The sequence below is a fragment of the Kitasatospora sp. NPDC001683 genome, assembly GCF_053596495.1.
Genome location: NZ_JBSFGK010000072.1, coordinates 1 through 26,376, shown reverse-complemented (window position 1 = coordinate 26,376; position 26,376 = coordinate 1). Strand labels below are relative to the sequence as shown.

Sequence of the window (26,376 nt, the reverse complement as noted above, 5' to 3'; positions counted from 1 at the left end):
GGGACGGCTCGCGCGAGTTATCAAGTGATGTCTGGTGGTGTGGCCGCCGTCCTGGCCGGTGCCGTCCTGCTCGCCGTGGTTCCGGCGGCCTGGGTGCTGTCCTGGGGTCGTCCTCGCCGCCGTCCTGGGCCGCCGCGTGGAGATGTCCGACGGCCTGATCCACCAGATGCGGCTGCTGACCGAGTACACCGCCAAGAAGGAGGGCCTCGTCGGGAAGCAACTTGAGCTGTACTCTTCGGGGCGTGCGGCCGCTACGGCCTGAACCCGTGGTGAGCGGCATATCGGCCCCGCCCGGAGCGACCTGGTTGTCGGGCTGGGAGCTGACCGACCACCAGACCGCGCTCCGGGACGCGTTCCACCGGCATGCCGAGACCGTCTCCGGCTGACCCGCCCCGCACCCGCCACCCGCACCCCGCCGTCCCGGCCCACCCAGGTCGGGACGGCCGCCCGGGACCGAATGTCACTTCTCCTATGCGCCGGCCGCGCAGTGACCACCCGAACGAGCCCAATGCGTGCGGAAGTTCGAGCGGGAGCCGTGCCCCTCGGTCTGGGAGACGTTTCTGACCGAAGCCGCACAGCCCGTGTTCAACATTCGGGGTCAAGGCTCCCTACCTCTTCACGGTGAAGTAGGGGCGCCCGTCCACGGTCAGTTCGAGCACGGTGCCGTACCGGGCGCGAGCCTCGGCTACCTTCCCCGCTCCTTCCGGGACTTGCGAGCAGCGGTGGTACGTGCCGCCGCTTGACGGCGACAGACAGGATGCGGGCTCCTCGATCCGGTTCACGAGCGGCAGATCCAGCCGGTCCCAGTCGATCGTGAGGCCGTCTGTCGCCAGTCGCGGGCTGGGCATCGGTCGGCCGTCCGGGTAATGACCTCGGGTGCGGTGGTACTCCAGGGCGTAGCGGACGGTACCGGGTGTGTACGGTCCGTCCTGGCCGTTCTGGTCCACCGGACCCCACCTGGTGAGGTCGGCCGCGCGGATGTCGGGCAGCACCGAGGTGATGTCTCCCCTGGCTTCGTTCACGTGAAGTGGTTCTGGCACAGATCTTGGGGAGCGGTCGCGGAGGGTGACAGGTTCGTTCGATTGCGGGGAGGGACACGACCCCGGAGACCGTCAGCGTTCGCGCGTTCTGGTCCACCACCAGCCCGTCGTCGCCCACTCGCTGTAGTTGGGCTCCGGCAAGGTACGGCGCTCGAATTCCTCATCGATACGCGTGATCAATCGGCCCAGGTCCCGTTTGGCTCCGGGCGGAAGGTACAGCATCGCCCACTCCAGGTCATCGCGGGCATCTCCCACCCCCGGCGAATCAAACGCGGAGGCGTCCAGGTAGCGTCCGGGCTGCTTGAGAGCCCGCTCGAAACACGCGATTGCGTTGGCGACCGCGTTGGGCCACATCTCCTGGTCTTCGACCCGGCGGATCGCTGCACGAGTCCGCGCGGAGACACCGGGGACCCTCAGGACCGGATACTGCCATCGTGGCCGCCACCGCTCTGCACGGACGGCCTTGGGACGCCTACGCGGCATCGCCCTTTCGGATCAACATGAGGTCATCCTGCCACGGTTGGGCACCTGCATGCACTGGCTATATGTCGGCCGCGGCAGGGGTTTCCTACTGTCCGGTACTCGCGCAGCTCTTGGGGAACATCGCGAAGTGTTACTGGAGAAGGATCATCTTGCGGAGCAGTTCGAAGCCGGCGCGGCCGTAGAGCTGCCGCTTGATCTTCTTGATGCGGTTGACGGCGCCCTCGATGCTGCCGGAGCTCCAGTCGAGAGTGAGGCCTGCTGTCACGGCGTCGAGGTCTCGGAGCAGGTGGAGGGCGAAGCCGGTGAGGCCCGGTAGCTGGCTGGCGTCGACTGCGTCGATCCAGGTGGGGAGTGTGGAGCCACGGCGGTCGGCGAGGATCTCGCCGAAGTCGCGGACGTGTCCGGCGACCTTGTCCAGTGCGGGGCAGCGGGCCAGGACCGCCTTCAGGCCGGCCCGGTCCTCCTCGTTCAGGGTCGAGGGGTGTCGGGTGAGCCAGCCGGTCACCTGCCGCACCGTCGGCGGCCGCGGTGGCGCGCCAGCCGGAGCCCTGCGGAGGGTGGCGATGTGGGAGCGGACCATCTGGTAGGTGACGGGCGCGTTGTCGGCAACGAGTTCGCTGTAGAGATGGGTGACGCTGGTGCATCCCGCGGCGAAGCGTCGCTCCAGGTAGGGCTTGTAGGGGTCCAGCCTGCTGGGCCGGGGGCGCTTCTCGCGGACGGTGTCCTGCCAGCGTGCGGCGTTCGCGTACCGGAGGACGGTGTTGCGGCCCCAGCCCAGGTGCCGGGCGATCGCCCGGCGTGAGTGGCCTTGGGCCAGGAGCTCGTGAACCAAGGCGTGTGCCGCCTTCTTTCGCTCGGCGCGTCGACCGACGGGCTCCGAGTCGTCCTCCGGTCGACCGGGAACAAGCCCAGTGGCCTCCGGCGGCATACCGCTGGGCGACGGGTTGTGCAGGCAATCGCGATGGGCGGCGACGCAGGTCTCCACGGCCCGGCCGAGGCCCTGCCACAGATGGAACCGATCAGCGACCTGCAGAGCGTCAGGGGCACCGCGCCGTGCGCCCTCGGCGTAGGCACCGGCCCGGTCCCGGCAGATAATCTCCACGCGGGGGTGACGGGCCAGCCACGCAGCCAGCGGCCCGGCCTCACGCGTCGGGAGCACATCGACCACGCGATGGTCTTCGACGCTGGTCAAAACCGTCGAGTAGGTCTGGCCGCGACGGATCGCGAAATCGTCCACGCCCAGCACACGCGGAGTGCTGAACGTGGGATCGGGCAATGCCATGACCCTGCGCAACAAGGTCGTCCTTCCCGCGCCGAAGCCCAGCTGGGCTGCCAGCCGGGCGCCGGCCCGACCGGCGAGCGCGAGCCCTACGCGCTCCAGGGCATGGTTGAGCCGGGTGGTGAACCGTGCGTACGGGGCAGCCAGCCGCGAGAACCGCTCAGCAAACGTCCGACGCGGGCAGTTCGCCGCCCCCCAGATGAAACGCCGGACCACCAACCGGATCACGAAGCCCTGCTCAGCGAGCGGAAGATCCTTCAACCTGCGGCGATAGCGGTCGTGCACCCGGTCCGAGAAGCGGCCACAGTCCGGACACTCCGCCCCGGCACCCCGGCCCCGCGCCACCACCTCGACCGTACCGAACAAGGCGGTCACCGCCTCGACGTCCACGTCGTCGATCCCGTCGAACACGAGCGAGTCCCAGAACGATGCGTTGTTCTGCATGACCAGCACGATCACAGCCACCGGCCGACCACGACAGAGACCACCGAGGAGTTGATGGAGCGTCACTTCCGGCTGTCGGGTAGCCAGGCGTACGCGGTCTCACGCAACCCAGCCCCTCACAATCGAACACCAGGGTGACGCTCCGCAACCGCTCCCCAAGATCTGTGCCAGAACCCACAACTCGTGATCAAAGCCACTCCCCGGACGCTGAAGTCCGCGATGGCGCGCATCTTGCAGCTCAACAACACCTGTGTACGTGACTCCAGGAGGTTCTGGTTGTGCCTCTCGCAGGTGTCGTCGAGCAGGGTGAGCACGGGTTTCAGCCCCTCTACCCGGCCCAGGCGATCGATCAGGTCGCGGATTCGGGCCTCCTCCGCCGCTCGCTGCGACTGTGCCTGCGGCGCCTTGGCTATCTCCGTCAGTTCGTCGCCGGTCGGCACGCGATCGCACCCCGCGACCGCCCCTGTCAGCGCCGCCGCGAGCACCAACTTGCCGACCCGCCCCCACCGAGACACCGCGTCTCCCCGCACTCGTCCGTCACATCCGCCCCCACCCTCCACTGACGAACGGATCCAACGCATGAGTACGCGTGCTCAACTCACTCGTCGTCGACAGGATCGGACCGGTGACGTCCGGGGCGACTGAGGTGGAGTTCCTGCTGCCGAGCGGGAAGCGCAAGGTAGGTCCGGACGCGGTGTGGCAGGCCCCGGAGATCGGGGTGCTGGTGCTGATGGTGGAGGTCGACGGCTCGACGATGTCGCCGGAGCGGGTGGCCGCGAAGTTCACCGCCTACCGTGAGCTGTTCCGCGTGAAGGTCCGCGCCAACGACCCGGCCCTCGCCGACAAGGAGAGGCCGACCGTACGGTGCACTGGTGGCGTCGGGCCTACCCGGGGCACACCCGGCCGGGGTACCCGCCGGTCGCCCTGGTCGTCACCGATGCCGGGCCGGTGGCGCTGGCCAACCGGCAGCAGGCGGTGGCGGACCTGGCGCGCTATGCCTGGGGCGGCGGTCGTCCGAGGAGACGATGCCGACGGGGACGGCTGGCGCGAGTACGACGATGCGGTGCCGGTCATCGCGACCACGCTGGAGTTGCTGGTCGAGCAGGCCGGCGACCGACTCGTCGACGAGATCGAGGTCCGTCATCGAGCCCACCTGGAACCACAGCTGGGATGGTCACGCCGAGCCTCGTCGATCACCATGGGTGAAAGGTCGACACCAGGCGTCGAGACTCAACTCGTGCAGGTGGGCGGTGACGTGTCCCGGGCCGCAGCCCACGTCCGCCACCGGCCCGCCACCGGTGGCGAGGACCAGGTCGGCGAACAGCGCCGGAGCCGCTCGAAGGTACGGTGCCCCGGCCAGAGCCTCGCGCATGTGGTCGGCTCAGCTGACCGCGACGGTGTCGTAATCCGGGTGTCCGTCGACCAGCCGTCGGCGTTCATGCTCGATGCTGTAGTCCAGTGGTCAAGTTCCGTGCACAGCCGTCCGCCGCCAGCCCGACGGACTGACCCCTCGGGCCCGCTTGAACGCCACGCTGAACGCGAACGCGTCCGCATACCCCACCTCGCGCGCCACTGCGGCGACGGTCTTCTCCGTGTCGCGCAGCAGGTCCGCGGCCAGGGCCATCCGCCAGGCGGTGAGGTATGTGAGCGGGGGCTCGCCGACCACGCCGGTGAAGTGCGCGGCGAAGGCGGCCCGGGACTGGCCGACCCGCGCGGCCAGTTCGGCGACCGTCCATCGGTGCGCCGGGTCCTCGTGCAGCATGCGCAGAGCGTCGCCGACAGCCGGGGTGGCCAGCGCCCGGTACCAGGAGGGGGGTTCGGCCTGCGGTCGGGTGCACCAGGCGCGCAGCGCCAGCACCAGTACGAGGTCCAGCAGCCGGTTCAGGACGGCGTCCTGGCCCGGCTCTTCCTGGGCGACCTCGGCGGCGAGCAGGTCCAGCGCCGCCCGGGTGCGCGGCCCGGTGGGCACGACGGCCAGTTGCGGGAGCAGGCCGAGCAGACGCTTGCCCGCGTCGCCGCGGAGTTCGTAGGCACCCCGGAGCAGGGTGGTGGCGCCGGGCAGCCCGTCGCCGTACGTGCGGGGTGCCAGGTTCTGCCGCGCCGCCGTCCCGCTGTCGATGAGGTGCTTCCGTCCGCCGCGGACGACCACCTGCGGCGGGGTGTCCGGGGCGTCGGCGATCGTGAACCGGTTGATGCCGCCGATGAGGGCGATGTCCCCGGCGGCCAACCGCACCGGCGCGGCCTGCGGATCGTCGTCGAGCCGGACCGAGGCGTGGCCGCCGAGGGTGGCCACGACCGTGAGCGGAGGGGCGTCGGCGAAGGTCATCGACCACGGTGGCCGCTGGATCAGCTGCCGGATCTGCGCGTTCCTGGCGCGGGCCCGGTGTAGTAGATCGCTCAGGACGTCCATGCCGGCCACGCTAGACGATCACAAAGGGATCGGCGACGGTCTCCCATGGATCGTCTTTCTCGGCGGGGGTTGTCTGGAGGGCATGAAGACCATCCTCGTTCTCGGCGGCACCGGCACGACCGGCCGCCGCATCGCCCGCCGCCTGACGGCCATGGGCCGGCCGGTCCGTACGGCCTCCCGCACCGGCGGTGATGTCCACTTCGACCTGGACGACCCGGCGACCTGGGCGCCCGCCCTCGACGGCGCTGCCGCCGTCTATCTCCTGGAGCCCAACCTGCAGCCCGGCGTGGACCGGCAGGAGCGCATGCCGCGCTTGGTCGCCGACGCGGTCGCAGCGGGCGTGCGGCGGCTGGTGCTGCTCTCCGCCCACGGCGTCGGCCGGGCCGACGACGGCCACCCGCTCAAGGCCGCCGAACGGGCCGTCCGCGACTCCGGCGTCGACTGGACCATCCTGCAACCCGACTGGTTCGCGCAGAACTTCAGCGAGACCTTCTGGCTGCCGGGCGTCCTGGCCGGCACCCTCGCCCTGCCCACCGGTGACGGGCGCACGCCGTTCGTCGACGCCGAGGACATCGCCGAGGTCGCCGCCGCGGCGCTGACCGAGAACCGCCACAGCGAACAGACCTACCAGCTGACCGGCCCGCAGGCGATCGGCTTCAGCGAGGCGGCTGACCTGATCGCCGCCGCCACCGGCCGGACGGTCCGTCACCTCGACGTCGATCCTGACGTCTTTGTGGACCGCATGGTCGCCGAAGGCGCGCCGCCCGCTGGCGTTGCTCGTCTACTCACCGGCCTGCTCGTGGACATCCGCGAGGGCAGGGGCGCGGGCGTCTCCGACGGCGTGGCGCGGGCGCTCGGCCGGCCACCCAGGTCGTTCGAGGACTACGTCGCCGAGGCCGCCGCCGCAGGCCGCTGGAGCTGACCCGACGGGCCACCGGTCAGTACACCGGTGTGACTTCGCAGTCTTGCGCCGGACCCGCACGAGAACTGGAACGGCCACCGTGATCATCAAGGTTGTGCGGACTCCTGACGGGCGGTGGCCACGGCCCACGGGATGAACGCAGCCCGCTGGCGGGCTGCGTTCGACCAGGCCATGGCTCGGATCGCGGGCCGGTTCAAGCGGGTGGAGCCGCGTGCCACAGCCCGCGCCTATCCACTCGCGCGAACCGCTCCTCCAAGCCTGGTGCTCAACTGGGCTGCGGTCAGCAGCGCGACCGGGCCCGCGCATGTGAGCGGCAGCGGCCCTGGCCACCTGCGGGAGCTCCACAGCGCCGCCGGGGTCAGCGGCTCGCGCACACGAAGCCGCTGTCCGCCTTCACGGAGGGAGCCGCGGATGGGGTGCGGGTCGATCGCCCGGCCCGCACCGTCCGCGACGGCCAGCGCAGTGGGAAGCCAGTCCCGCAAGACAGGGTCATCGGCTTGCCTCGCTCGCGACGAGATACCGGTCGCCGTAGCACACGTCCAACGAACCGGCTTGCTGGGAGCGGTGGTCGGGCGGCGAAGAACTGCGCGCCGACGGCAACACGACCTCTTCGCGGCCGTCTACCAGCAGGCGGCGGACCGGTTGCTCGCCGAGACCCGGTTCGACCCGGGCGATACCCTGGTCGATCAGCTGATCCAGGGACTGGACACCCACCTCGACTACTTCATCGCCAACCGCAACGCTGTCCTCGCCGCCAACCGCGTGCTCGCCGGCGACCCGGTCATCCAGACGATCATGACCGACGAGCTCGACGCCCTCCGCGCCCGACTGCTGGGCGTTCTCCCGCTCGCCAACGAGAACGCGCGCGAGGCGGTCTCCAGCGTGCTCCGGAGCTGGCTGGTCTTCGTGCAGACGCTCTGCGTCGACTGGCTGACCAGGCAGACCTGCACCCGCACCGAGCTGCACGACGTCCGCGTCGGCGCGGTGCTCGGCGCCATCCGCCCACTCCTCGCCAGCGATCCCGCCTCCGACCGGCCGCGCTGAAGCCACTCGCACAGCGCTACAACGGGCGATCCTCTGGATGTCGACCGCCTGGCGGTCACAACCCGATGAAGCTCACTGTTTCCGCCATGTCCGCCCGCCCGGTACGCAGCGGTGGTACGCCTTCCTTCTCGTAGCCCACCGAGACGCCGCAGAACAGCACGAGTCCGCCATCGGCTCCGACTATCTGGCTGACGGTCTTTCGGTACATGGTCCACATCACCTGCGGGCAGCTGTGCAACCCCTCCGCCCGCAACAGCAGCATGACCGTCTGCAAGTACATCCCTGCGTCTCCCCACTGTCCGGGCCCCATGGTCCGGTCGACGTAGCAGAACAGGACGACCGGCGCTCCGAACGCCTCCGAGTTCAGTGCGGCGATCTTCCTGGGCCGGTCGGGGTCGTCGCGCCCGATTCCCAGCGCTTGGTATCGCTGGGCGGCCGCGGCCGAGAAGCGGTCCAGATACGGCGAGGTCAGTTCGGCCGGGTACATCGGATACTCCCGCTCATCACCCGGGTCGCCTGCCAATGCCCTGGCCGTCGCACGCCTCTTAGCTTGACGTTTAACCTCGCGCGGCGAGGTGGGCCTGGAGCGTGGGTTCGCGTTTGACGGTCTTGCCGACGTCGTGGCGGGGTGCCGGGTTGCGGTTCTTCGAACCCGGTGGCCGTCCGGGGCCAGGTCGGGAGGGTTTCGGCACGCGGGCCGGAGTGGGGAGAGGCTGTCGCACGACCTACTCCATTCGGGAGTCAAGAGCGCGATCTTGCGGTGCCAGCGAGGAGCTTGCTGAGGTTGTGGACGGTGCCGAGGAGCTTGATCTCGGTGTCGACGGCCCGGTGTCCGCGGTAGTTGAGGTGTCGGCCGAATCGCTGGAAAAGCTGGGCGAAGCCCGGCTCGACGAGCGCGCTGCGCTGGCGGTACTGGGCCCGGCCGGTCGGGGTCGCCAGGCGGTCGGCCATGGCCTGTTGGCCGGCGGGGGGTCTGGCGCTTTGCGGGGAATCCCCGCCTGGTCAGCCTCGCTGGTGACCGAGACCAGTAGCGGCAGGTCGGCGAGTTCCTCGAAGGAGGCGGCGCTGGCGTATCCGCTGTCCGCGAGCCAGAGCAGGATGTCGCCCGGAAGACCTGCCGCAGTCGGCAGCTTCTGCCCGGCTGGTGGTCGCCATGCAGATCTGCAGGGGCGGCCGGGCTCCGGCGAGCGCCATCTCCAGCGCCTCCCACCGTTCCCGCAGTGGCAGGTCCCGGATGTCGCGGCCCGCAGCGCCACCGGCCGCAAGGCCGTCTTCGACCTGTCACCGACGACGACCACCAGGCCGTCCGGGACCTCACCCGCCACCTCGACCCCGACACGCTGCGCCAGGTCATGAGCTGGCTGGAGCGCACCCGTATCGCGGCCCTCGCGCTGCGCGGCACCGAACAGGCCCGGCCCGTCCGGCCCGTCGTACGGCGCAACCGGTTCTGACGGACCGTGTCCGGATTTCCCGTCACGCCTTTGCCCGCGGCGGCTGACCGCAGCCTGCCGACAACCAGCATGCGCTACAGGGCGAACGTGGCCTGATGCGGCACTAGCTAAAGGAACCTGCCTCCCCCATTTTCACCCCCCACGTAGATTGTCCGGGTGACAGCAAGGGGACCGTTGACAAGTACTCCATATTCGCCACCTTCGTTAACCCGAAAGACATACCCCTGACCGTCCCGGCCTTTGACTTCCATGCCCGTGTCGATACCCACATAGCCGTTGGGGTGGGTGAACAGCGCCCGCGTATGTCCCTCGCTGACCGTCATCCCTCCCTTGACGGTGAGCCGCTTCTTCACCAGCGCCGTGCCGGTGACCAGATCGTTCACGTCGGCCTTGCCGGCGGCGACGGTCCCCCAGTCCCTTCCCTGGCCGTGGAACACGTTCAGACCCGACTCCGGGAACTCGATCCAGCCGTCGCCGGTGCCGGGGCCCTGGACCCATTTGGTGTTGATGCCGTTGAGGTCGGCCTTGTCGGCGGCGATGTTGCCCCAGGCCCCGCCGCCGTCCTTGCGGACGTTGATGCCGGACTGCGGGAACTCCACCCAGCCCTTGCCGCCGTCGCGATCGCCGACCCAGGTGGTGTTCAGGCCGTGGACGTCGACCTTCTCGGCGGTGAAGGTGCCGCGCTCCTGACCCCCGTTGTCCTTGTAGAGGGTGGCGCCGGGTTCGGTGAACGCGATCCAGCTCTGGCCGGCCTCGCGGCTGCCCACCCACGGGGTGTTGACGCCCTCCTCCGCGTCGACCCGGGCGGCTGTGAGGATGCCAGGGGTGGCGTTGTGGCCGTGGTAGATGTTGACGCCGCGGTTCGGGAAGGTCATCCAGCCGGCGTCGTCGGTGAGCCCCTGGACCAGACGGGTGGTGACGTCGTCGGCCGTCACCGTTCCCAGTCTGCCGTCCGGCAGCTGGACCTTCACGCCGTTCGTGGCGAAGGTGACCCGGCCCTTGTCGGTCGTCCCCTCCACCCACGGGGTGCGCGTCCCGCTCTCGAACTCGGGGACGACCGCGTGGACGGTGGTGGTGAGGAAGTACCCGCGCTGCTGCTGTCCGGCGCCGGGCGCGTTCGCGACGAGGGTGTAGGTGGTGCCGCGCTTCGGGGCGGGGATCTTCGGGGAGTACTCCCGGTAGCCCGGACCCACAGCCGGCTCTTGGTGGATCACGGTCCCCGTCTGGTCGACGATGTCGTAGTTGAGGTCGGTGGGCCCGTCCCACAGGAGCACGAGCTGCTCGTTCGCGTCACCGTTCACCAGGGACTTCTCCGGTCGGAAGTTGCGCGGGACTTGCGGCGTCTGCTTCACCAGGCCGAGATGAGTGGTGAAGTGGCCGTCCCGCCTGGCGACGCCGCCGTCGCCGCCGTACGCGTTGTCGCGGATCTCCAGCAAGCTCAGGCCCGCGCCCTCGGAGACCGGGACGTTCTCCAGCTTCAGCACCAGCGCCCCGTGACCGGCCAGAAGCGCGTGCTTGCGCGTGGGAGGCTGCGCGCGGGAGAGCCGCGCCCGGAAGCAGTCGTTGACGCTGTCCCACGCGAACTCCAGCGCGTCGTCGAGCGGGTGCTGGTACGTCCGCTCGATGCTCGCGGTGACCGCCGAGGGATTGTCCGTCAGGTTGGAGGACAGGTTGAGCAGCGGGATGGCCACATCGATGTGGTCCCACTTCACCTCGGCCTGGTGGGTGTTGGAGACGATCACGTACACCGTCCCCAGGGACGGTTCGTTCGTGAGCGACGCTCGGAGTGATGTCGGATCCGTCACGATCTCGTAGTGCAGCAAGGACGGCACGGTGCGGTCTCCCTACCTCGGCGTTTCACGCGATGCGGGCTGACGACGGAATGGGTGCCAACAGTCCTGTCAACGGTAAGCACCGTCCCGTCGTCCATGAGACGCGATTGCCCGGAGCTGTCCCGAACCGGTCCCCGCTCTGGCCGGAATCTCAGTCGCTTCTCGGCGGGCACCGGGCCCGGTCGGGTCAGTGCCAGTCGAGCCCGAGCGCTCCGTGCTTACGCAAGAGTGGGCGGCCGGGTCTCCAGTACTTCGAGCACCTCGACCGAGGCGGACATCACGATGTAGGCGCTGCCGATATCGATGCTCGTCCACCAGGTGTCCTGGTCCACCCGTTGTCCGACGACGCCCCACTGGACACGCGCACTACAGTGATCCACATGGACATGCAGACGACGGTCGCGCGCCTGGCTGAGGAAGCCGAGCAGCAGATCCGCGCCCGCGTATGGGAACTGACCCCGGGCGACCGCGGCCTCGCGGTCCAGGTCGAGGCCGGGCTGCGCGAGGCTGTCGGTCCGCCGGACGCCCAGGAGGTGCTGCCGGAGAAGGACCGACTGGAACACCTGCGGGAAGTCCTCGCCGTCCTCGCAATCGCCCTTGCCAGCACCCACGGCCGCCTGGCCTGGTTCCTCTCCGGCGCCATCACCGCGCTCGAACCCGTCCTGCACTGGCGCGCCCTGCCCGCCGCAGACGACCACGCCTTCGGCACCGTCCCCCCGACCCCCGAGCACTACACCGAAGCCGAGGACGCCGTCCGCCGCCTCCAGGCCACCCTCGCCCGCATCACCGCCGGCTGACACTCCGGCAGAGCGCCGACCTCCGCGCCAGGGCGGCCAGTTTCGCTGGCTTTGCTTCCGCACCGGACGGTAGACCGCCACACCCCTCCAGCCCCGGCGCCTACAGCTCACCCTGTCCGTCTGGTGTTTGTGGGCGTTTCATGTGTTTCCGGGGGATTCTTCATACCGGATGGGCGCCACGTGCACCGCGGTGGCCGAGCCGCCGGCGTTGCCGTTAGGTCCGGCCGCCGATCGTGACCTGTTTCCAGGTCCAGTCCGCGAACTGGGGCCGGGCCGCGCTCGCGTACTTGGTGACGTCGCTCAGTGCGCCGGCGGCGTCGAAGCTGGGCAGCGTCTCGTAGCCGACCTGGGTCAGGCGGGGCGCGTTGCCGGCCTTGGCGGCGGTGAGCGTCTTGGTGTAGCCGCCCTTGCTGCCGGAGGCGGTCATGTCGAAGGCCACCTGGATGTTCGGGTGGGTCCGGTTGAACAGGGCGACCGACTGGTCGTAGCCGGGCGCCCAGCCCCAGAAGTCGCGCTTCACCACACCGCCGGAGGTGCCGGCCGCGTCGCCGGTGTGGTCGCCGCCGGGGGAGCAGCCGGTCACCACGGTGGCGGTGAGCACGGCTGCGGTGAGCACCGCGAGCGCGGTGGCCGAGGGATGGGAGCTTGCCTTCACACGTGCCTCCTGAAGGGGGGAAGGGCCGAGGGGGGTGCGCGAACCTGCTCGGGAGAGTTCGAAACCAGGCGGATTCAGTCAGGACCGAGCATCGGCGGATTCGTTCGGCTATTGTTTGAACTAATACAAGGTCAAGTCAATAGGCCTTGCGCCACATGCACGAGAGGAGACTCGGGCGACCGTGAACCAGCCGCCGGACGGCACGGGCGTACGGGACCTGGCCATGGCGCGACCGGCCGTCGCGCGGGACCGGTCCGCCTCCCGGCGGGCCGATCTGAGCCTGGTGCTGCAGCTGCTGCGCGACGAGGGACCGCGCTCGCGGGCCCGGATCGCGGAGGACACCGGGCTGCCCAAGGCCACCGTCTCGCACCTGATCGCCGAACTGCTGGACGGCGGGCTGGTCCGCGAGAGCGCCGCGGAGCGAGCCGTCGAGCGCGACCGGGGCGCGGTCGGCCGCCCGGGGCAGGCGGTGGAGGTGGACGGACGTCGGGTCCACGGCCTGGGCGCCGAGATCAACGTGGACTACGTCAGCGTGCTGGCGCTCGACCTGCGCGGCGAAGTGGCCTACGAGCGCAGCCTCCCGCTGGACGTGCGCGCGGTCGACGCCGGGACGGCGCTGGACGCGGTGGCCCGCCTCACCGAGGAAGCCGGCGACGCGGTGCGCGCGGCCGGTGGGCACGTGGTCGGGCTGACCCTGGCCACCCCGGGAGCGGTGGACATGGCGGCCGGTGTGGTCAGGTACGCCTCCAACATCGGCTGGCGCGAGGTCCCGGCGCTGGCCGGGCTGCGGAGCCGGCTCGGCCCGGGCGCCCCCGAGCTGCACCTGGAGAACGACGCCAAGCTCGCGGCCCTGGCCGAGTACGTGCAGGTCTGCGCCGACCACGTGCGCGACCTGGTCTTCGTCACCGGCCAGACCGGCGTCGGCGTGGGCATCGTCGTCGGCGGCCGACTGGTGCGCGGCACCGGCGGTTACGCGGGCGAGGTCGGCCACCTGCGGCTGGTCCCCTCCGACGAGCCCTGCGCCTGCGGGCGGCGCGGCTGCTGGGAGACCACGGTGGGGCGCGACGCCCTGCTGCGGTACGCCGCCGACCCGGGCGACCCGGTCTGCGACCCGACGATCGACCTGGGTCACCGCCTGGCCGTGCTGCGCGAGCGCGCCCGGGCGGGCGATCCGCGCACGCTGGCCGCCCTCGGCCGGATCGCCGGCCAACTCGCCCCGGGGCTGGCCCTGTTGGCGGACATCCTGAACCCGAGGCTGCTGGTGCTCGGCGGGCACTTCGGGTTCTTCGGCGAGTACCTGATCGAGCCGGTGACCCGTCAGGTGCACGAGCTGGTGATGGCCCCGGACACGGGCGGGTGCGAGATCGTGCTCTCCCGGCTCGGGCTCACCGGTACGGCCCTGGGCGGGGCACTGCTGGCACTGGACGCGGTGTACCAGGACCCGACGGCGGCGATGGCGGGCACCGCCTGAGCGGACGGTGAGCGCCGCTGCCCGCACGGGTACGCGTTCCCGGCCCGCCTCGCCGGTTCCCCGGCGCGATCTACCATGAGAGACAAGGTCTTCTTGAGCCCGCACCCGCCCGCAGCCGAACGGTAGGGAGGCCGGCATGGAGTTCGGGAACGGATCCGGATCCGGGGGGTCGGACGGCTCGCGCTACCCGCCCATTTCCGAGCACGGCCTGATCGGTGATCTCCGCACCGCCGCGCTCGTCGGAACCAACGGCACCATCGACTGGTACTGCTGCCCGCGCTTCGACGCACCGAGCGTGTTCGGGTCCATCCTGGACGCCGACCGGGGCGGGTCGTTCGAGCTGGCCGCCGACGTGCCGGCCAGGACCCGGCAGTTCTACTTCCCTGACACCAACGTGCTGATCACCCGGTTCTACGGCGCGGACGGGGTGGCGGAGATCCAGGACTTCATGCCGGTCGTCGACGAGTCGCGGGAGGCCGCCCGGCACCGGTTGATCCGGCGGGTGATCTGTGTCCGGGGGACGCTGCCGTTCGCGGCGCGGATCGCGCCCCGCTTCGGCTACGGGACGGAGCAGCACACCGTACGGGTGCAGGCCCAGGAGGCCGTCTTCGAGGCCCCGTCGATCTCCCTGGCCCTGACCTCCACCGCGCCGCTCGAGGGCGACGGCAGGGACGTGCGGTCGCACTTCAAGCTCCTCGAGGGCGAGTCCGTGGTGTTCGCCCTCGACCGGATCAGCGACGAGGTCCGCCCGCGGGCCTGCCCGCACGCCGAGGCGGAGGAGCAGTTCGAGGCGACCGTCCGGTTCTGGCGCCACTGGCTGGGCCGCTCGCGCTACCGAGGCCGGTGGCGGGAGATGGTGCACCGCTCCGCGCTGGCACTCAAGCTGCTCACCTACGTGCCGACCGGTGCGATCGTGGCCGCGCCGACGACCAGCCTGCCCGAGCAGGTCGGCGGTGGGCGCAACTGGGACTACCGGTACGTGTGGGTCCGCGACGCCGCCTTCTGCGTCTACGCCATGCTCCGGCTGGGTTTCACCTCGGAGGCCGAGGCGTTCATGGGCTTCCTGTCCGAGCGGGGCATCATGCGGGGGACGGGCCCGGCCGGCCCGCTGCAGATCATGTACGGCATCGACGGGCGCAGCGACCTGCCCGAGTCGGAGCTGAGCCACCTCGAGGGGCACCTGGGTTCCGCGCCGGTGCGGGTCGGGAACGCCGCCACCCATCAGCTCCAACTCGACATCTACGGCGCGCTGATCGATTCCGTCTATCTGTACGACAAGTGGGGTCAGCCGATCAGCAGCGCTCACTGGGAGGAGGTCGGCGCCGTCGTGGACTGGCTCTGCGACCACTGGGACCAGCCCGACGAGGGCGTCTGGGAGACCAGGGGCGGCCGGCGGAACTTCGTCTACTCGCGGCTGATGTGCTGGGTGGCGATCGAACGGGCCATCCGGATGGCCAACCGGCGCGGCCTGCCCGCCGATCTCCCCCACTGGCAGCGGAACCGGGACGCGATCTACCGGCAGATCATGCGGGAGGGCTGGTCCGCCGAGCGCGGGGCGTTCGTCCAGTCGCTGGGCGCCGATGTGCTCGACGCCTCCGTGCTGATGATGCCGATGGCCAAGTTCATCTCGCCCACCGACCCCAAGTGGCTGGCCACCCTGGAGGCGCTCACCAGGGACCTGGTCTCCGACTCCCTGGTATACCGCTACGACCCCGAGGCCAGCCCGGACGGCCTGCGCGGCTCCGAGGGCACCTTCTCGATCTGCTCCTTCTGGTACGTCGAGGCACTGGCCCGCGCCGGGCGCCTGGAGGAGGCCCGGCTGGCCTTCGAGAAGATGCTCACCTACGCCAACCACCTCGGCCTCTACGCGGAGGAGATCGGCCGGACCGGCGAGCAGCTCGGCAACTTCCCGCAGGCGTTCACCCACCTCTCGCTGATCAGCGCCGCCTTCAACCTCGACCGAGCGCTCGGCTGAGTCCTGCCGGCGGGCCGAGAGGGTGGTCTGATTTCGTGCGGGAGGCCGATGGTCTCGCACAGCAAGGACCGCGACCCCGCCACCGGTGACGCCCTGACGGCGGTCCGTCGTCAGGGCGCCACCGGTGGCAGCACGGGCGGTCCGCAGCCGACCGGCCCGGCGGGTCGGGGTGTGCGGCCCCGCGGACGGTTCAGCTGCGCGCGAGGGCCCTGCGCGCTCCGTAAGCGGCGGCGCCCACGGCGAGCACCAGCGCTCCCCACAGCACCGAGGCGCCGGGCAGGGCGAAGGCCAGGACCAGGCAGCCGGCCAGCCCGAGCAGCGGAACCACGCGCGGCGGCCGCCCCTCCTCGGGGTTCAGGGTCCAGGCGGAGGCGTTGGCGATGGCGTAGTAGGCGAGCACCCCGAACGACGAGAAGCCGATCGCGCCGCGGACGTCGCCGACGGCCGCGATCACGGCGACGGTGCCGCCGACGGCCAGCTCGGCCCGGTGCGGCACGCCGAAGCGCGGGTGGACGGCGGCGAGCCGGTGGGGCAGGTGGCGGTCGCGGGCCATCGCCAGGGTGGTGCGGGAGACGCCGAGGATCAGCGCCAGCAGCGAGCCGAGCGCGGCGACGGCCGCGCCGGCCCGGACGACCGGGGCCAGGCCCGGTACCCCGGCGGCCCGGACGGCGTCGGCCAGCGGCGCGGCGGCGTGGGCCAGCCGGTCGGGGCCGAGCACGGCCAGGACGGCGAGCGCGACGGCGGCGTAGACGACCAGGGTGATGCCGAGTGCCAGCGGGATCGCGCGGGGGATCGTGCGCTGCGGGTCGCGGACCTCCTCGCCGAGGGTGGCGATCCGCGCGTACCCGGCGAAGGCGAAGAACAGCAGGCCCGCCGCCTGGAGCACCCCGTGGAGGCCGGCGTCCGCGCCGACCGCCCAGCGGCCGGTGTCGACGTGGCCGCTGACGAGGCAGGCGGTGACCACGGCGGCCAGTACCGCGAGGACGACGGCGACGATGGCGCGGGTCAGCCAGGCGGACTTCTGCACGCCGACGTAGTTGACGGCGGTCAGCGCCACCACCGCCGCGACCGCCACCGCGTGCGCCTGCCCCGGCCAGACGTACGAGCCGACGGTGAGGGCCATCGCCGCACAGGAGGCGGTCTTGCCGACCACGAAGCCCCACCCGGCGAGGTACCCCCAGAACTCGCCGAGCCGCTCGCGCCCGTACACGTACGTCCCGCCGGACTGCGGGTAGCGGGCGGCCAGCCGGGCCGAGGACGTCGCGTTGCAGTACGCCACCACCCCGGCCAGCGCCAGCCCGATCAGCAGCCCGGACCCGGCGGCCCCGGCGGCGGGCGCGAGCGCCGCGAAGACGCCCGCGCCGATCATCGACCCCAGTCCGATCACCACCGCGTCGAAGACGCCCAGGTGCCGCCGCAATTCCTCCGGGCCGGCCGCCGGTGCCGGTGAACTCATGGATCCCTACCTTCCGGTGCGCTTCGGTGTGTCGGCGCGCACCCTACTGGACGGGGAGAAGGCCGTCGGCGTTCGGGGAGACCGAGTGGTCAGCCCGACAGACTGTCGGATCGACCGGCCGTCGGTAGCCCGGCCTCCGGGCGAGCGCCGGGGTGCAGGCCGTCCGCTGGCCGGGGGCGGATGTGCAGTCGGCGGCCGGTGGCGGCGGCCGCGGCGAGGAGCGACCGGAGGGTGGGCAGGTCGACGGTCTGCCGTTCGGCCCGGGCGCCGTGGTCGTCGTACCGGGTGACGGTGAAGCGCAGGAGCGGTCTCATTCGGGGAGGTCGGCGGGCGGAACAGGCGGAACGGACGGAGAGGCCGGTACGGGGAGGCGGCCGACGCGGCGGCGCCGGTCCCGCCAGCGGCGGATCACCGCGGCCTCCCGGCGGTTCGGTCAACGGGAAGCCCCGGACGCGGTGCGGGAGTGCCCGGTCGCGGGGGGCGTCGCCGCGCAGGTGGGCGCGGGCATGGGCGATGGCCTCGGGGGTGTCGGCGAAGACGTGGCCGTCGGCGCGCAGCCGGTCGAGTACGCCGAGGGCGTCGAGGGGCCGGTGGTGTTCGTCGCGGATGCCGGAGACCAGTACGAGGGTGCCCCGGCGCTGGAGTTCGGCGATGGCGTCGCCGAGGACGGTGGCACCGCTGGAGTCGATGGCGCTGACCCGCGACATCCGCAGGATGGCCACCTCGACCTCGGCGGACCGGGTGAGCTCGAGCAGGAAGCGGTGGGCGGCGGCGAACAGCAGCGGGCCGTCGATCCGGTAGGCGACGATGTGCTCGGCCAGCAGTGCCTGCTCCTCGTCGTGGTGGTCGGACGGCGGGAGGTCCTGGTGCAGCGGGACCTGTTCGATCCTGGCCGCCTTGGCGACGGCGGCGAGCGCCAGGACGCCGGAGACGAGCAGGCCGACGACGACGGCGGTGACCAGGTCGAAGGCGAGGGTGTCGGCGGCGGTGAGGGCCAGCACGGCGGCCTCGCCGCGCCCGGTGCGGGCGAGCGCGCGCAGCGAGCCGACCAAATTGCATGTTTGGCAAGTGGTGGATCGAGACAATGGCCGGCTCTTGTGGGCGGACGGGCATGAAAGGGGCGCGGTCAGTCGCGCGCGGGGCCCTGGGGCTGGGTGAGCAGGCCGTTCAGGAGCTCGACCTGGCCGCTGATGACCCCGCCGAGGACGGTGCGCGCGACCCGCAGGAACTCGGCGACCTGCGGGTTGGTGAGGTGGTAGTGGACCGTGGAGCCCTGAGCGCACCCCGCCCCGCCCGGATGGTGAAGTTCTTCCTCCGACCGATGGCGCCCTGGTCGGGGAGTCGGCCTCAGAGTGCGGTGTCGGGCGCCGGGGTGAGGTGGGCGGTGAACCACCGGGCGGCCAGGTCCGCGGCCTCTTCGAGCGTCCCGGGTTCCTCGAACAGGTGGGTGGCGCCCGGGATGACGGCGAGTTGGTTCTCGCAGCGCAGCCGTGCCCGGGCCTGCTGGTTGAGGTCGAGGACCACGTGGTCGTCGCCGCCGACGATGAGCAGGGTGGGCGCGGTGACGGCCGGCAGTCGGGGGCCCGCGAGGTCGGGCCGCCCTCCGCGGGAGACGACCGCCCGGGCGGGGGAGTCCGGCTCCGCCGCCGCCCACAGTGCCGCGGCGGCTCCGGTGCTGGCCCCGAAGTAGCCGACCGCGAGGTCACCGACGTCGTCGCGGCCGCGCAGCCAGTGGGTGGCGTCGGTCAGGCGGTGGGCGAGCAGGGCGGTGTCGAAGACGTTCGCCCGGTCGAACGCCTCCTCCTCGGTGAGCAGGTCGAACAGCAGGGTGGCCAGACCCGCCCGGTTCAGCGCGCTCGCGACGAACCGGTTGCGCGGACTGTGCCGGCTGCTGCCGCTGCCGTGCGCGAACACCACGATCCCCGCCGCCCCTTCGGGCACGGTCAGGTTCCCGCCGAGCCGTACCGGCCCGGCGTCCACCACGACCTCCGGGTCGTCGGCCCGCGCCGAACCGGGCCGGGCGGGCAGTCGCGAGCCGGGGGCGGGCGGCCGGCCACCGCCCATCCGGACAGCGGCCTCGTCCAGGCAGGCGATCACCTCGGCGTCGGTGGTCTGCGCGAAGTCCTCGTAGAACTGCCCGATCCCGTAGAACTCCCCGGGCGTCGACAGCGCCACCAGCTCGTCCGCCGCGTCCACCAGCCTGCGGGTCCAGCCCGGCGGCGCGACGGGGACGGCGAGGACCACCCGGGCCGCCCCCTGGTTCCTGGCGATCAGGCACGCCGCGAGAGCGGTCGAACCGGTCGCGACCCCGTCGTCCACCACGACCGCCGTACGGCCGGTGAGCTCGGCGCGGGGCCGGTCACCCCGGTATCGCTGCGCCCTGCGGTCCAGCTCGACCCGTTCCCGCGCCTCCACCTCGGCCAGTTTCTGCTCGGAGGTGCGCGTCGCCCGCATCACCGCCTCGTTGACGATGCGGACCCCGCCCTCGCCGATCGCGCCCATGCCCAGCTCCGGCTGGAACGGCACGCCGAGCTTGCGCACGACGATCGCGTCCAGCGGCGCGTGCAGCGCCTTGGCGACCTCGGCCGCCACCGGCACACCACCGCGGGGAAGTCCGAGGACGACCACGTCCTCGCCCGTCAGGTGCCCGACCCGCTCGGCCAGGCGACGTCCCGCGTCCATTCGATCGACGAAGTACATGACCGGCCCTCCTCCGGACACGAGGAACCACTGCTGGGCCCGGGCCCCGCGCCGGACCGCCTGCCCACTCCCACGATCTCCCTCCTGCCAGTCGCGCGCGAACGGCCGCGCCGTTGCCGTCCGCAGGCTCCCGGCCGGACCTCGCACCAGGGACGGACGTGCTGCGGCGGCAGTGGCGGAGGAGCATGAAAGGAGGCGGGCGAACCGGCGACCGCATCGCCGCCGGAGCATCCGGATCCGCGGAGCCGGGCAGTCGGCGCAGTCAAGACGCACACGTTGGAGGTCTCCGTGAGCAGCACTCCCGCACCGGGTTCGGCCGGGCCGATCGTGGTCGGCACGGATGGCTCGGAGTCCGCCCGCCGGGCGGTGCTCTTCGCGTTGCGGGAGGCGCAGTTGCGCGGCGTTGCCGTGCGGGCCGTGCGCGCCTACGGCTCGGGCCGCGCCGACCCGTCCGACCTGGGCACGCCCTCGTGGCCCCGTACGAGCGGCGCGCCGTCGACGCACCTGCACGACGTCGTCGCCCGCGAGGTGACGGATTCCGTCGAGGAGCTGCGCCGGCAGGTCGGCGAGCCGTACGTCGAGGTCGAGGTCCGCTGCGAGCGCGGACGCCCCGCCCAGGTCCTGCTGGACGCGAGTGAAGGTGCGGGCCTGCTCGTGGTCGGCACCCGTGGCGCCGGCCTCTGGGGCCGCCTCGCCCTCGGCTCCACCAGCACCGAGATCGTCCACCACGCCCACGTCCCTGTCGTCGTCGTGCCGCCCGGGCCTCCTGTCGCGCCCGCCTGATCCGGAGTTCGGGAACGCCGCCGTCTGTCGCCGGTCCAGGAGCGACGACCATGCACCGCACTCCGTGACCACCCACCCGAACGGCGCCCGCCTGCCCTCCTCATGTATGCACTGGTGGCCTTCGGGCTGTACTCCTGGCGGGGGTGCGGTTCGTTCGAGTGACGGTCTCGATCAAGCGGTGAGACGTAGTTCTGCTGACCCATCTGCCTCCGTCGAACCCGAATTCATCAGGAACGGTGTGATGACGGCTTCTGACGGGCGGACGTGGATGAACAGGAGGCCGGGGCGATCAGCTCAACTGCTGCCGGGCGGCCTTCTTGGCCTCTGCCTTCGCCCGCAAAGCCACCGCCTTGGGGGAGTCGCCGTACCACCACCACGTGTAACCGGCGATCGCCAAGAACAAGGCCACGAAAACGAAGAAGACCGAATTAACCCCAAGGTGACCGCCTCTGGCCAGGCCGTAGAGACCAGGGCGTCGACGCCGCTCAGGCCGAGGACCACCGCTGCGCGGTGCAGCGTGTCGCCCGGGTGGACCTGGGCGGGGCGGCGGCCCTGGGACAGCTCGCGGACGGTCGTGCCCGACAGCACGGTGGCCGGAGCGGCGCAGGCGACCGCGAGGTCGGCGCGGTCGAGCAGTCCCGCGCAGCGGCCGTCCGCGCGTACCACCGGCAGGTGCCGGTACCCGGAGCGTTCCAGCAGCTCCCAGGCGACCAGCACGCTCTCGTCCTCGGTGACGGCGCACAGCGCGGTGCACATCACCTCGCCCACCAGCTGTTCGCCGGACGGCGTCTGAGCGCGGGGCGGTGGTTCCATGGTCATCTCCATCCGGTGTGGCGGCGGCACAGCGCAAGATCCGTGTCCGGGCCCGGCAGCACTGCCGATCCCCTGGAAGCGCTCCTACGGGGTCCCTGCGGCTGCTTGCCACCGCGCACCCAGGCTCACTCGCCGGCCGGTGCGGCGGATAGGGGTCCACCGGCCCCATCGGCACATCACCAGGTCCGTCCCGGCTTCGGGCGTGCCCGTCCAGGGCCGGTTTCCGGTCCGAAGTGGGCCGCCTGGGCGAGCAGGAGCCGGGCTAGCCACCACTGGATGCGGTCCGACATGATCAGCATCGGTATCACGATCGCGACGGCCGTCCAGGTCCTGCTGGCCCACGGGGCGACGCCCGACATCACCGGCGCCGCCACCCACCCACCCGCTGCTCGTGGACCATGCCCCACCCGGCTCGCCCGCCTTCCGATCAGTCTGCTGCTGGTCACCGACACCATTCCGCCGGGCGGAATCCGTACCGTGCCACACCGCGTGCGGTCCGTGGCGCCGCTCCTCGCCGGTCGTGCCCGAGTGGCCGTCGTACGGCAGGGGCCCGCGTCCACCGGATCACGGCGGGAAGCCGTACTCGCCGTGGAGGCGGACGAACCTCGCCGGGATGAGCAACCGCTCCCGCTCCAGCCCCGAGGCCGTCCGCCGGAAGGCCACGACGTCCTCCCGGCCGCCCGGCCCGATCGGCTGGACGAGACGGCCGCCGGGACGGAGTTGCTCCACGAGTGGCGGGGGGACATCGGGGTGTGCCGCCGACACGAGTACGGCGTCGTACGGAGCGCGCTCGGGCACTCCCAAGCTGCCGTCCCCGACGAGCAGTTCGACGTTGCGGATACCTCGCCGATCGAGGTTGCGCCGGGCCTGTGCGGCCAGGTCCGGCCACCGCTCGATGCTCACCACGCCGGCCGCGAGGTACGCCAGCAGCGCCGTCTGGAAACCGAGACCGGTGCCCACTTCAAGAACGTGCTCGTCACCGGCGAGGGTGAGGCCCTCGATCATCACCGCGGACAGCGACGGCTGCGTGGTCACCTGCCCGTGCGGGATCGGGACCGGCCTGTCCTCGTAGGCGAGCTGCTCCTGCCCGGCGGGAACGAACCCCGCGCGTGGGACGGCGCGGATCGCGCCGAGCAGCCGCTCGTCGCGTACACCGGCCGCGCGCACCGCACGGACCAGATCCTCGGGGCGAGCCCCTTCCATTCGTCCTCCCGCTCCGACCCATTCGTCCTCCCGCTCCGACCCGGAACTCTGCGCCGGCCTTGCCCGCCTCCCGGATTGCCTCTTCTCACCCCCATCCGACCGTCAGCTGTCCGGCCCGCTCGCCCACCTCGGTACCGAGGTGGGCGCAGGCGGCGGTGAACCGCTCGCGGATCCACTCCCGCTCCTCGCCGCGGGCGAGGCGTGTGTGGCGGAAGTCCAGGAACAGCGGCACCGCCTCCAGACGCACCGCCGCCTGCCGGGCATCGAGGCCCACCGGCTGGTCGGCGTGATCAGCGAGGCCGACATCGCCCAGCAGCTGGAGCGGCACGAGGTCGCCGAGTTCGTCGGAGCCGTCTGCGCCCCGCGCCCGAGTCCTCCGTAACGCCCATCGGCTGCGGACCGTGACCACGGAATCGAACCGCCCTGGCGACAGTGGCGGATACGCTGTCACACGGGGGTATGACGATCACGACCGGTACCGGACTGCCCAACTTCCGACCGCGCCGTCCAGACCGCGAAACCCAGCTCATCGACGTGGCCAAGACCACCGGAGGGTCGGAGGACCGCCACCGCGCCTACCGGCTGTTGCGGGCCTGGCCGCACGCCCTGCGCGACCGGCTCCCGATCGACGTCGCGGCTCATCTCGGCGCCCAGTCGCCGACCCTGGTCCGGGGCGTCTACTACGAGGGCTGGGGCCCGCACCCCACGCCGGTGAAGGTCGACCGGCAGGAGTATCCCGACCGCTTCGGCCGCGAGGCCTCCCCGCGGCCGAGGATGCCGAGGACGCCGTCCGAGCCGTCACCGCAGCGGTGAGTGACGCGAGCCCATGGGCATGACCTGAAGCGTCGGGTCTCGTCGGGCCGTCGGCCACCAGCGCGCACGCCGCTGAAGCAGATCGTCGGCCATCCCCATCCTCCTCGATCAATCCTGTCCCTCCTCCATGCTGCTGCGCCGCCCGCGCGAGCGCGATCGGAGATCCACTCGCAGCCGGGTGGCCCCGTCCGGTGGAGGCGACCGGACCTTGGACCGGAGCGGGTGGCCCGGGCACGGTGGTGGTGTGGGAACGAGAGCGAACTCCACCACGGACGGCGAGGACCGCACGGTGCGCCGCATCGTGGTGGGGGTGGACGGCTCGGCGGCCTCCCGGCAGGCGCTGCGGGGGGCCGTCGACCAGGCTCGGCTCAGCGGCGCCGTGGTCGAGGCTGTGACGGCCTGGACGTACCCGACGATCACCCTCATGCCCAGGGGCTCGGCGGCCTGACCCGGTACACCTGATGCCCGTAATGACAACGACCACTATCGCGGCCACGAACGGAGGAAATCCGATGACAACCGACAGATCTGCCAAGCCACCGGACGTAACGCTCCACCCCCACCGGCCGAGACGTCGAGAGCGCCGTCGAACGAGGACGTCGTCGGCCGGGAGGCCGGGCCGGAGCTGTCCCACGCACGGGACAGCGGCCTGGTGCTGCCGGTGCGGGCGGTGGTCGAGCTCACGGACCTGGTCGCGGGCACCTGGCGCAGGCCCGCGTCGAGGCCGGCGGCGCGCAGCTGGAGCCGGACCGGATACGCGTGGCGGTCACGGCGGCGTTCACCGAGCTGCGCGAGCGGCCGGACGTGCCGGTCGCCGAGCTGGAGAGCAGGCCGGGCCCGGACGGGTACCCGGTCGAGGCATTGCGGGCGCTGGCCGCCCGAGGGCGCGAGCTGTACCAGAGGACCTGCGCATCCAGCGTGAGCTCGGGCTGCTCGCCCTTCGGGTGGCGCCTGGGTACGTCGCCGAGCGGGACGCCGAGGAGGTCCTGCACGTCCTGGGCAAGGAGATCGGCAGCAGCGCCGAGGAGCTGCTCGCGTGCCGCCGGTACGCGCTGACCGGCGACGCGCGAGCAACCGAGCGGTCCTGATGCCGCAGGTCAGGCCACAGGTCTTGACTGGTAGGCCCACATGTTCAGGAGTCGCGTATCCGCCGACGGCCAGCAGCATCGGTCACTCTGCGTCGCAGGTTGGCGTGGTCCGGCGAGTATGACGAGGACCAGGGCCGGCCGTGGCTCATCGGGGCAGTTGAGTGGCTGCTTGACCCGGACGACGCGGCCGCCAGCAGTCCCTGCAGTCACCGAGCTGCGGGCCCTATCGCAGGCGCCTCCCGCTTGCGCCCGGTTCGGCCGGGGACGTCAGAAGGATTGGTCAGTGAGGGCGGCCAAGAGCTGGCGGGCCCGGATGGTGCCGTGGTGGTCATGGCCGAAGCGGGTGTGCCAGGCGTCGTGAGTGGTGTGCAGGAGTTCGACTGCCTCATCGTTGCGGTGCAGATCCGCAAGGGCGGTTCCGAGCACGGTGGCGGCTTCCAGCGCGCGATGGTGACCGGGGCCGAGGCGGCGCTCGCACTGGCTGAGGCACCGCCGGGCCTCGTGTTCGGCGTCAGCGGGCCGGCTCGATGCGAGCAGCGCCGCACTCCTGGCCAGAAGTATCGCGCTCAGATCGTGCGTCAGTGCGCCGGCGCCCGGAGTCCGGTCGAAGGTCTCCTGCGCCTGGTCGACGGCGGCAAGCGCCTCCTGAGCCCGGCCCTGACCGGTCAGCGCCCGCGCCGCGCCGAGGTGCAGCACCATCAGGAACCTGCCCAGGCCTTGCCGGTGCGCCTCCTCGAGCACCGGGAGCAGCACCTGTTCGGCCTGCTCGTAGTGGCCGTGGAGTGAGAGGCTGAAGGCCAGGCCGTTGGCGGCAGCCAGCGGCAGCATGATCCGGTGGATGTCGTCAGTGCCGCTGGCGGCGGTCTTCACGGCGGCTGCTTCCGCGACGACTTCCTCGTGCAGGCCGAGGTAGGCCAGGTGCTGGAGGCGGTCGCTGCGGCTCTTGAGGACGAGCCGTTGACCGGAGGAGGTGATGCGGGCGCGTGCTGCGGCGGTGGCGGCCAGGAGGTCGGCTGCCTCTTGGTGGCGGCCCATGTCACCGAGGACCAAGGCCAGTACGTCTTGTCCGTCGCGCTCCTCGAACCTGCCCGGAACCGGCTGGGCGGCGATTGCGGACCTGGCCTCGCTCTCCGCTTCCTGTAGACGGCCCTGCATGCGGAGCGCCTGGGCCAGAAGGGTGCGTGCAGAGCCGACCAGCGAGCCTGCTCCGTCCGCAGCTGCCTCCAGGACAGCGCGTAGTTCCCGCTCAGCGTCCACCCAGCGCAACTGCTTGTACAGGTACTCAGCCGCCTCCAGCCGGCGGTTCAACCGCCGACGCGCCCACCAACCCACCGCTTGTTTCCTCTCCCCGGGCAAACCACGACGAGCATAGGGCCCCACCACTGCGCCGGGCATGGGAAGGTGGCGCGCGGTCATAGTTTCAGTCCCTCGTTGGAGGGGGCCGGCCGCGCCCGCTCCACGTTCGCCAGCAGGCGTACAAAGACGGCCAGGAGGGCCAGCTCGCCAGCCTCGGACTCGTGTTGAACGCCGTGGTTCTGTGCCCGCTACCTGGATGCTGCCGACGAAACCCTACGGGCGCCGCCCGCCGGCCAGCGTGAGCACAACGTCCTGGGTGAGGACAGCTAGCTGTTCTGACTCGTGAGGTTGGGGACGCGGCTGGCGGGTGGCTTGCCTGCGAGTGCTGTGTGTCCGCGGTGGTGATTGTAGGTGTGGAGCC

The 26,376-nt window shown here is 71.5% G+C and carries 28 protein-coding genes and 2 pseudogenes; 11 read left to right on the top strand and 19 right to left on the bottom strand.

Going from position 1 to position 26,376, the window contains the following annotated elements:
• Positions 1-136: 136 nt before the first annotated feature.
• Entirely contained in the window at positions 137-262 is a 126-nt protein-coding gene (locus ACWCYO_RS30205; protein WP_270139904.1) for a hypothetical protein, read from the top strand.
• A gap of 346 nt (positions 263-608) precedes the next feature.
• On the opposite strand, the gene ACWCYO_RS30200 is transcribed toward ACWCYO_RS30205, so the two are convergent.
• The 6 genes from ACWCYO_RS30200 to ACWCYO_RS30175 all read right to left on the bottom strand — a co-directional run bounded on the left by ACWCYO_RS30200 (position 609) and on the right by ACWCYO_RS30175 (position 5,656).
• Positions 609-1,022, bottom strand: coding sequence for a hypothetical protein (locus ACWCYO_RS30200; RefSeq protein ID WP_270139902.1), 414 nt, complete (start codon positions 1,020-1,022; stop codon positions 609-611).
• 90 nt (positions 1,023-1,112) lie between these two features.
• On the bottom strand, positions 1,113-1,394 hold the full coding sequence (locus ACWCYO_RS30195; protein WP_270139900.1) for a hypothetical protein: 282 nt from the start codon (positions 1,392-1,394) through the stop codon (positions 1,113-1,115).
• A gap of 259 nt (positions 1,395-1,653) precedes the next feature.
• Complete coding sequence (locus ACWCYO_RS30190) at positions 1,654-3,246, bottom strand: ISL3 family transposase (RefSeq protein ID WP_449785960.1); 1,593 nt, start codon at positions 3,244-3,246, stop codon at positions 1,654-1,656.
• A 116-nt stretch (positions 3,247-3,362) separates the two neighbouring features.
• Positions 3,363-3,686, bottom strand: coding sequence for a hypothetical protein (locus ACWCYO_RS30185; RefSeq protein WP_270139896.1), 324 nt, complete (start codon positions 3,684-3,686; stop codon positions 3,363-3,365).
• A 734-nt stretch (positions 3,687-4,420) separates the two neighbouring features.
• A complete protein-coding gene (locus ACWCYO_RS30180) occupies positions 4,421-4,618 on the bottom strand; it encodes a hypothetical protein (protein ID WP_449785959.1) in 198 nt (65 codons plus the stop codon).
• 90 nt (positions 4,619-4,708) lie between these two features.
• Positions 4,709-5,656, bottom strand: a complete 948-nt coding sequence (locus ACWCYO_RS30175; protein WP_270139892.1) for an AraC family transcriptional regulator — start codon at positions 5,654-5,656, stop codon at positions 4,709-4,711.
• Between the two features lie 82 nt (positions 5,657-5,738).
• On the opposite strand from ACWCYO_RS30175, the gene ACWCYO_RS30170 reads away from it, so the two are divergent.
• Together ACWCYO_RS30170 and ACWCYO_RS30165 are read left to right on the top strand one after the other, a co-directional pair.
• Positions 5,739-6,578 carry an NAD(P)H-binding protein gene (locus ACWCYO_RS30170; protein WP_449785958.1) on the top strand — a complete coding sequence of 280 codons (840 nt, stop codon included), beginning with the start codon at positions 5,739-5,741 and terminating at the stop codon, positions 6,576-6,578.
• A 411-nt stretch (positions 6,579-6,989) separates the two neighbouring features.
• Positions 6,990-7,622, top strand: a complete 633-nt coding sequence (locus ACWCYO_RS30165; RefSeq protein WP_449785957.1) for a TetR/AcrR family transcriptional regulator — start codon at positions 6,990-6,992, stop codon at positions 7,620-7,622.
• Positions 7,623-7,677: 55 nt separating this feature from the next.
• Here the strand turns inward: ACWCYO_RS30165 and ACWCYO_RS30160 are convergent.
• From ACWCYO_RS30160 to ACWCYO_RS30150, 3 genes and pseudogenes are all read right to left on the bottom strand, one after another.
• Positions 7,678-8,172, bottom strand: a pseudogene (locus ACWCYO_RS30160) (nitroreductase family protein); the annotation flags it as partial.
• A gap of 7 nt (positions 8,173-8,179) precedes the next feature.
• A pseudogene (locus ACWCYO_RS30155) lies at positions 8,180-8,332 on the bottom strand (NF041680 family putative transposase); the annotation flags it as partial.
• Between the two features lie 31 nt (positions 8,333-8,363).
• Entirely contained in the window at positions 8,364-8,573 is a 210-nt protein-coding gene (locus ACWCYO_RS30150) for a transposase (protein WP_449785956.1), read from the bottom strand.
• A gap of 269 nt (positions 8,574-8,842) precedes the next feature.
• Here ACWCYO_RS30150 and ACWCYO_RS30145 point away from each other — a divergent pair, with 269 nt between their 5' ends.
• The gene (locus ACWCYO_RS30145; RefSeq protein ID WP_270139888.1) at positions 8,843-9,073 is read left to right on the top strand and encodes a hypothetical protein; all 231 of its coding nucleotides are present in this window, start codon (positions 8,843-8,845) and stop codon (positions 9,071-9,073) included.
• A 107-nt stretch (positions 9,074-9,180) separates the two neighbouring features.
• Here ACWCYO_RS30145 and ACWCYO_RS30140 read toward each other — a convergent pair whose 3' ends face one another.
• Complete coding sequence (locus tag ACWCYO_RS30140; RefSeq protein ID WP_270139886.1) at positions 9,181-10,905, bottom strand: hypothetical protein; 1,725 nt, start codon at positions 10,903-10,905, stop codon at positions 9,181-9,183.
• A gap of 218 nt (positions 10,906-11,123) precedes the next feature.
• Positions 11,124-11,285: a hypothetical protein gene (locus tag ACWCYO_RS30135; protein WP_449785955.1), complete on the bottom strand. Its 162-nt coding sequence runs from the start codon at positions 11,283-11,285 to the stop codon at positions 11,124-11,126.
• On the opposite strand from ACWCYO_RS30135, the gene ACWCYO_RS30130 reads away from it, so the two are divergent.
• Entirely contained in the window at positions 11,286-11,702 is a 417-nt protein-coding gene (locus tag ACWCYO_RS30130) for a hypothetical protein (RefSeq protein WP_449785954.1), read from the top strand.
• Positions 11,703-11,916: 214 nt separating this feature from the next.
• Here ACWCYO_RS30130 and ACWCYO_RS30125 read toward each other — a convergent pair whose 3' ends face one another.
• On the bottom strand, positions 11,917-12,357 hold the full coding sequence (locus tag ACWCYO_RS30125; protein ID WP_270139883.1) for an extracellular solute-binding protein: 441 nt from the start codon (positions 12,355-12,357) through the stop codon (positions 11,917-11,919).
• A gap of 181 nt (positions 12,358-12,538) precedes the next feature.
• Here ACWCYO_RS30125 and ACWCYO_RS30120 point away from each other — a divergent pair, with 181 nt between their 5' ends.
• Together ACWCYO_RS30120 and ACWCYO_RS30115 are read left to right on the top strand one after the other, a co-directional pair.
• Complete coding sequence (locus tag ACWCYO_RS30120; RefSeq protein ID WP_449785953.1) at positions 12,539-13,828, top strand: ROK family transcriptional regulator; 1,290 nt, start codon at positions 12,539-12,541, stop codon at positions 13,826-13,828.
• Positions 13,829-13,964: 136 nt separating this feature from the next.
• The gene (locus tag ACWCYO_RS30115; protein WP_270139877.1) at positions 13,965-15,803 is read left to right on the top strand and encodes a glycoside hydrolase family 15 protein; all 1,839 of its coding nucleotides are present in this window, start codon (positions 13,965-13,967) and stop codon (positions 15,801-15,803) included.
• Positions 15,804-15,993: 190 nt separating this feature from the next.
• Here the strand turns inward: ACWCYO_RS30115 and ACWCYO_RS30110 are convergent, their stop codons facing one another.
• From ACWCYO_RS30110 to ACWCYO_RS30100, 3 genes are all read right to left on the bottom strand, one after another.
• Complete coding sequence (locus tag ACWCYO_RS30110; protein WP_270139875.1) at positions 15,994-17,259, bottom strand: APC family permease; 1,266 nt, start codon at positions 17,257-17,259, stop codon at positions 15,994-15,996.
• An 89-nt stretch (positions 17,260-17,348) separates the two neighbouring features.
• Entirely contained in the window at positions 17,349-18,311 is a 963-nt protein-coding gene (locus tag ACWCYO_RS30105; protein WP_449785952.1) for an STAS domain-containing protein, read from the bottom strand.
• A gap of 295 nt (positions 18,312-18,606) precedes the next feature.
• Entirely contained in the window at positions 18,607-19,959 is a 1,353-nt protein-coding gene (locus ACWCYO_RS30100) for a phosphoribosyltransferase family protein (RefSeq protein WP_449785951.1), read from the bottom strand.
• 288 nt (positions 19,960-20,247) lie between these two features.
• Here ACWCYO_RS30100 and ACWCYO_RS30095 point away from each other — a divergent pair, with 288 nt between their 5' ends.
• Positions 20,248-20,742, top strand: a complete 495-nt coding sequence (locus ACWCYO_RS30095) for a universal stress protein (protein WP_270139870.1) — start codon at positions 20,248-20,250, stop codon at positions 20,740-20,742.
• Between the two features lie 294 nt (positions 20,743-21,036).
• On the opposite strand, the gene ACWCYO_RS30090 is transcribed toward ACWCYO_RS30095, so the two are convergent.
• The 3 genes from ACWCYO_RS30090 to ACWCYO_RS30080 all read right to left on the bottom strand — a co-directional run bounded on the left by ACWCYO_RS30090 (position 21,037) and on the right by ACWCYO_RS30080 (position 23,086).
• The gene (locus ACWCYO_RS30090) at positions 21,037-21,555 is read right to left on the bottom strand and encodes a CBS domain-containing protein (protein ID WP_449785950.1); all 519 of its coding nucleotides are present in this window, start codon (positions 21,553-21,555) and stop codon (positions 21,037-21,039) included.
• A gap of 564 nt (positions 21,556-22,119) precedes the next feature.
• Positions 22,120-22,758 carry a protein-L-isoaspartate(D-aspartate) O-methyltransferase gene (locus ACWCYO_RS30085; RefSeq protein ID WP_270139866.1) on the bottom strand — a complete coding sequence of 213 codons (639 nt, stop codon included), beginning with the start codon at positions 22,756-22,758 and terminating at the stop codon, positions 22,120-22,122.
• An 85-nt stretch (positions 22,759-22,843) separates the two neighbouring features.
• Complete coding sequence (locus ACWCYO_RS30080) at positions 22,844-23,086, bottom strand: hypothetical protein (RefSeq protein WP_449785949.1); 243 nt, start codon at positions 23,084-23,086, stop codon at positions 22,844-22,846.
• 131 nt (positions 23,087-23,217) lie between these two features.
• On the opposite strand from ACWCYO_RS30080, the gene ACWCYO_RS30075 reads away from it, so the two are divergent.
• From ACWCYO_RS30075 to ACWCYO_RS30065, 3 genes are all read left to right on the top strand, one after another.
• Complete coding sequence (locus ACWCYO_RS30075) at positions 23,218-23,571, top strand: DUF2267 domain-containing protein (RefSeq protein WP_270139863.1); 354 nt, start codon at positions 23,218-23,220, stop codon at positions 23,569-23,571.
• Positions 23,572-23,815: 244 nt separating this feature from the next.
• On the top strand, positions 23,816-24,019 hold the full coding sequence (locus ACWCYO_RS30070) for a universal stress protein (protein WP_405000565.1): 204 nt from the start codon (positions 23,816-23,818) through the stop codon (positions 24,017-24,019).
• Between the two features lie 496 nt (positions 24,020-24,515).
• Complete coding sequence (locus ACWCYO_RS30065) at positions 24,516-24,659, top strand: hypothetical protein (protein WP_270139861.1); 144 nt, start codon at positions 24,516-24,518, stop codon at positions 24,657-24,659.
• Positions 24,660-24,926: 267 nt separating this feature from the next.
• On the opposite strand, the gene ACWCYO_RS30060 is transcribed toward ACWCYO_RS30065, so the two are convergent.
• The gene (locus ACWCYO_RS30060) at positions 24,927-26,075 is read right to left on the bottom strand and encodes a tetratricopeptide repeat protein (protein ID WP_270139859.1); all 1,149 of its coding nucleotides are present in this window, start codon (positions 26,073-26,075) and stop codon (positions 24,927-24,929) included.
• Positions 26,076-26,376 lie beyond the last annotated feature (301 nt).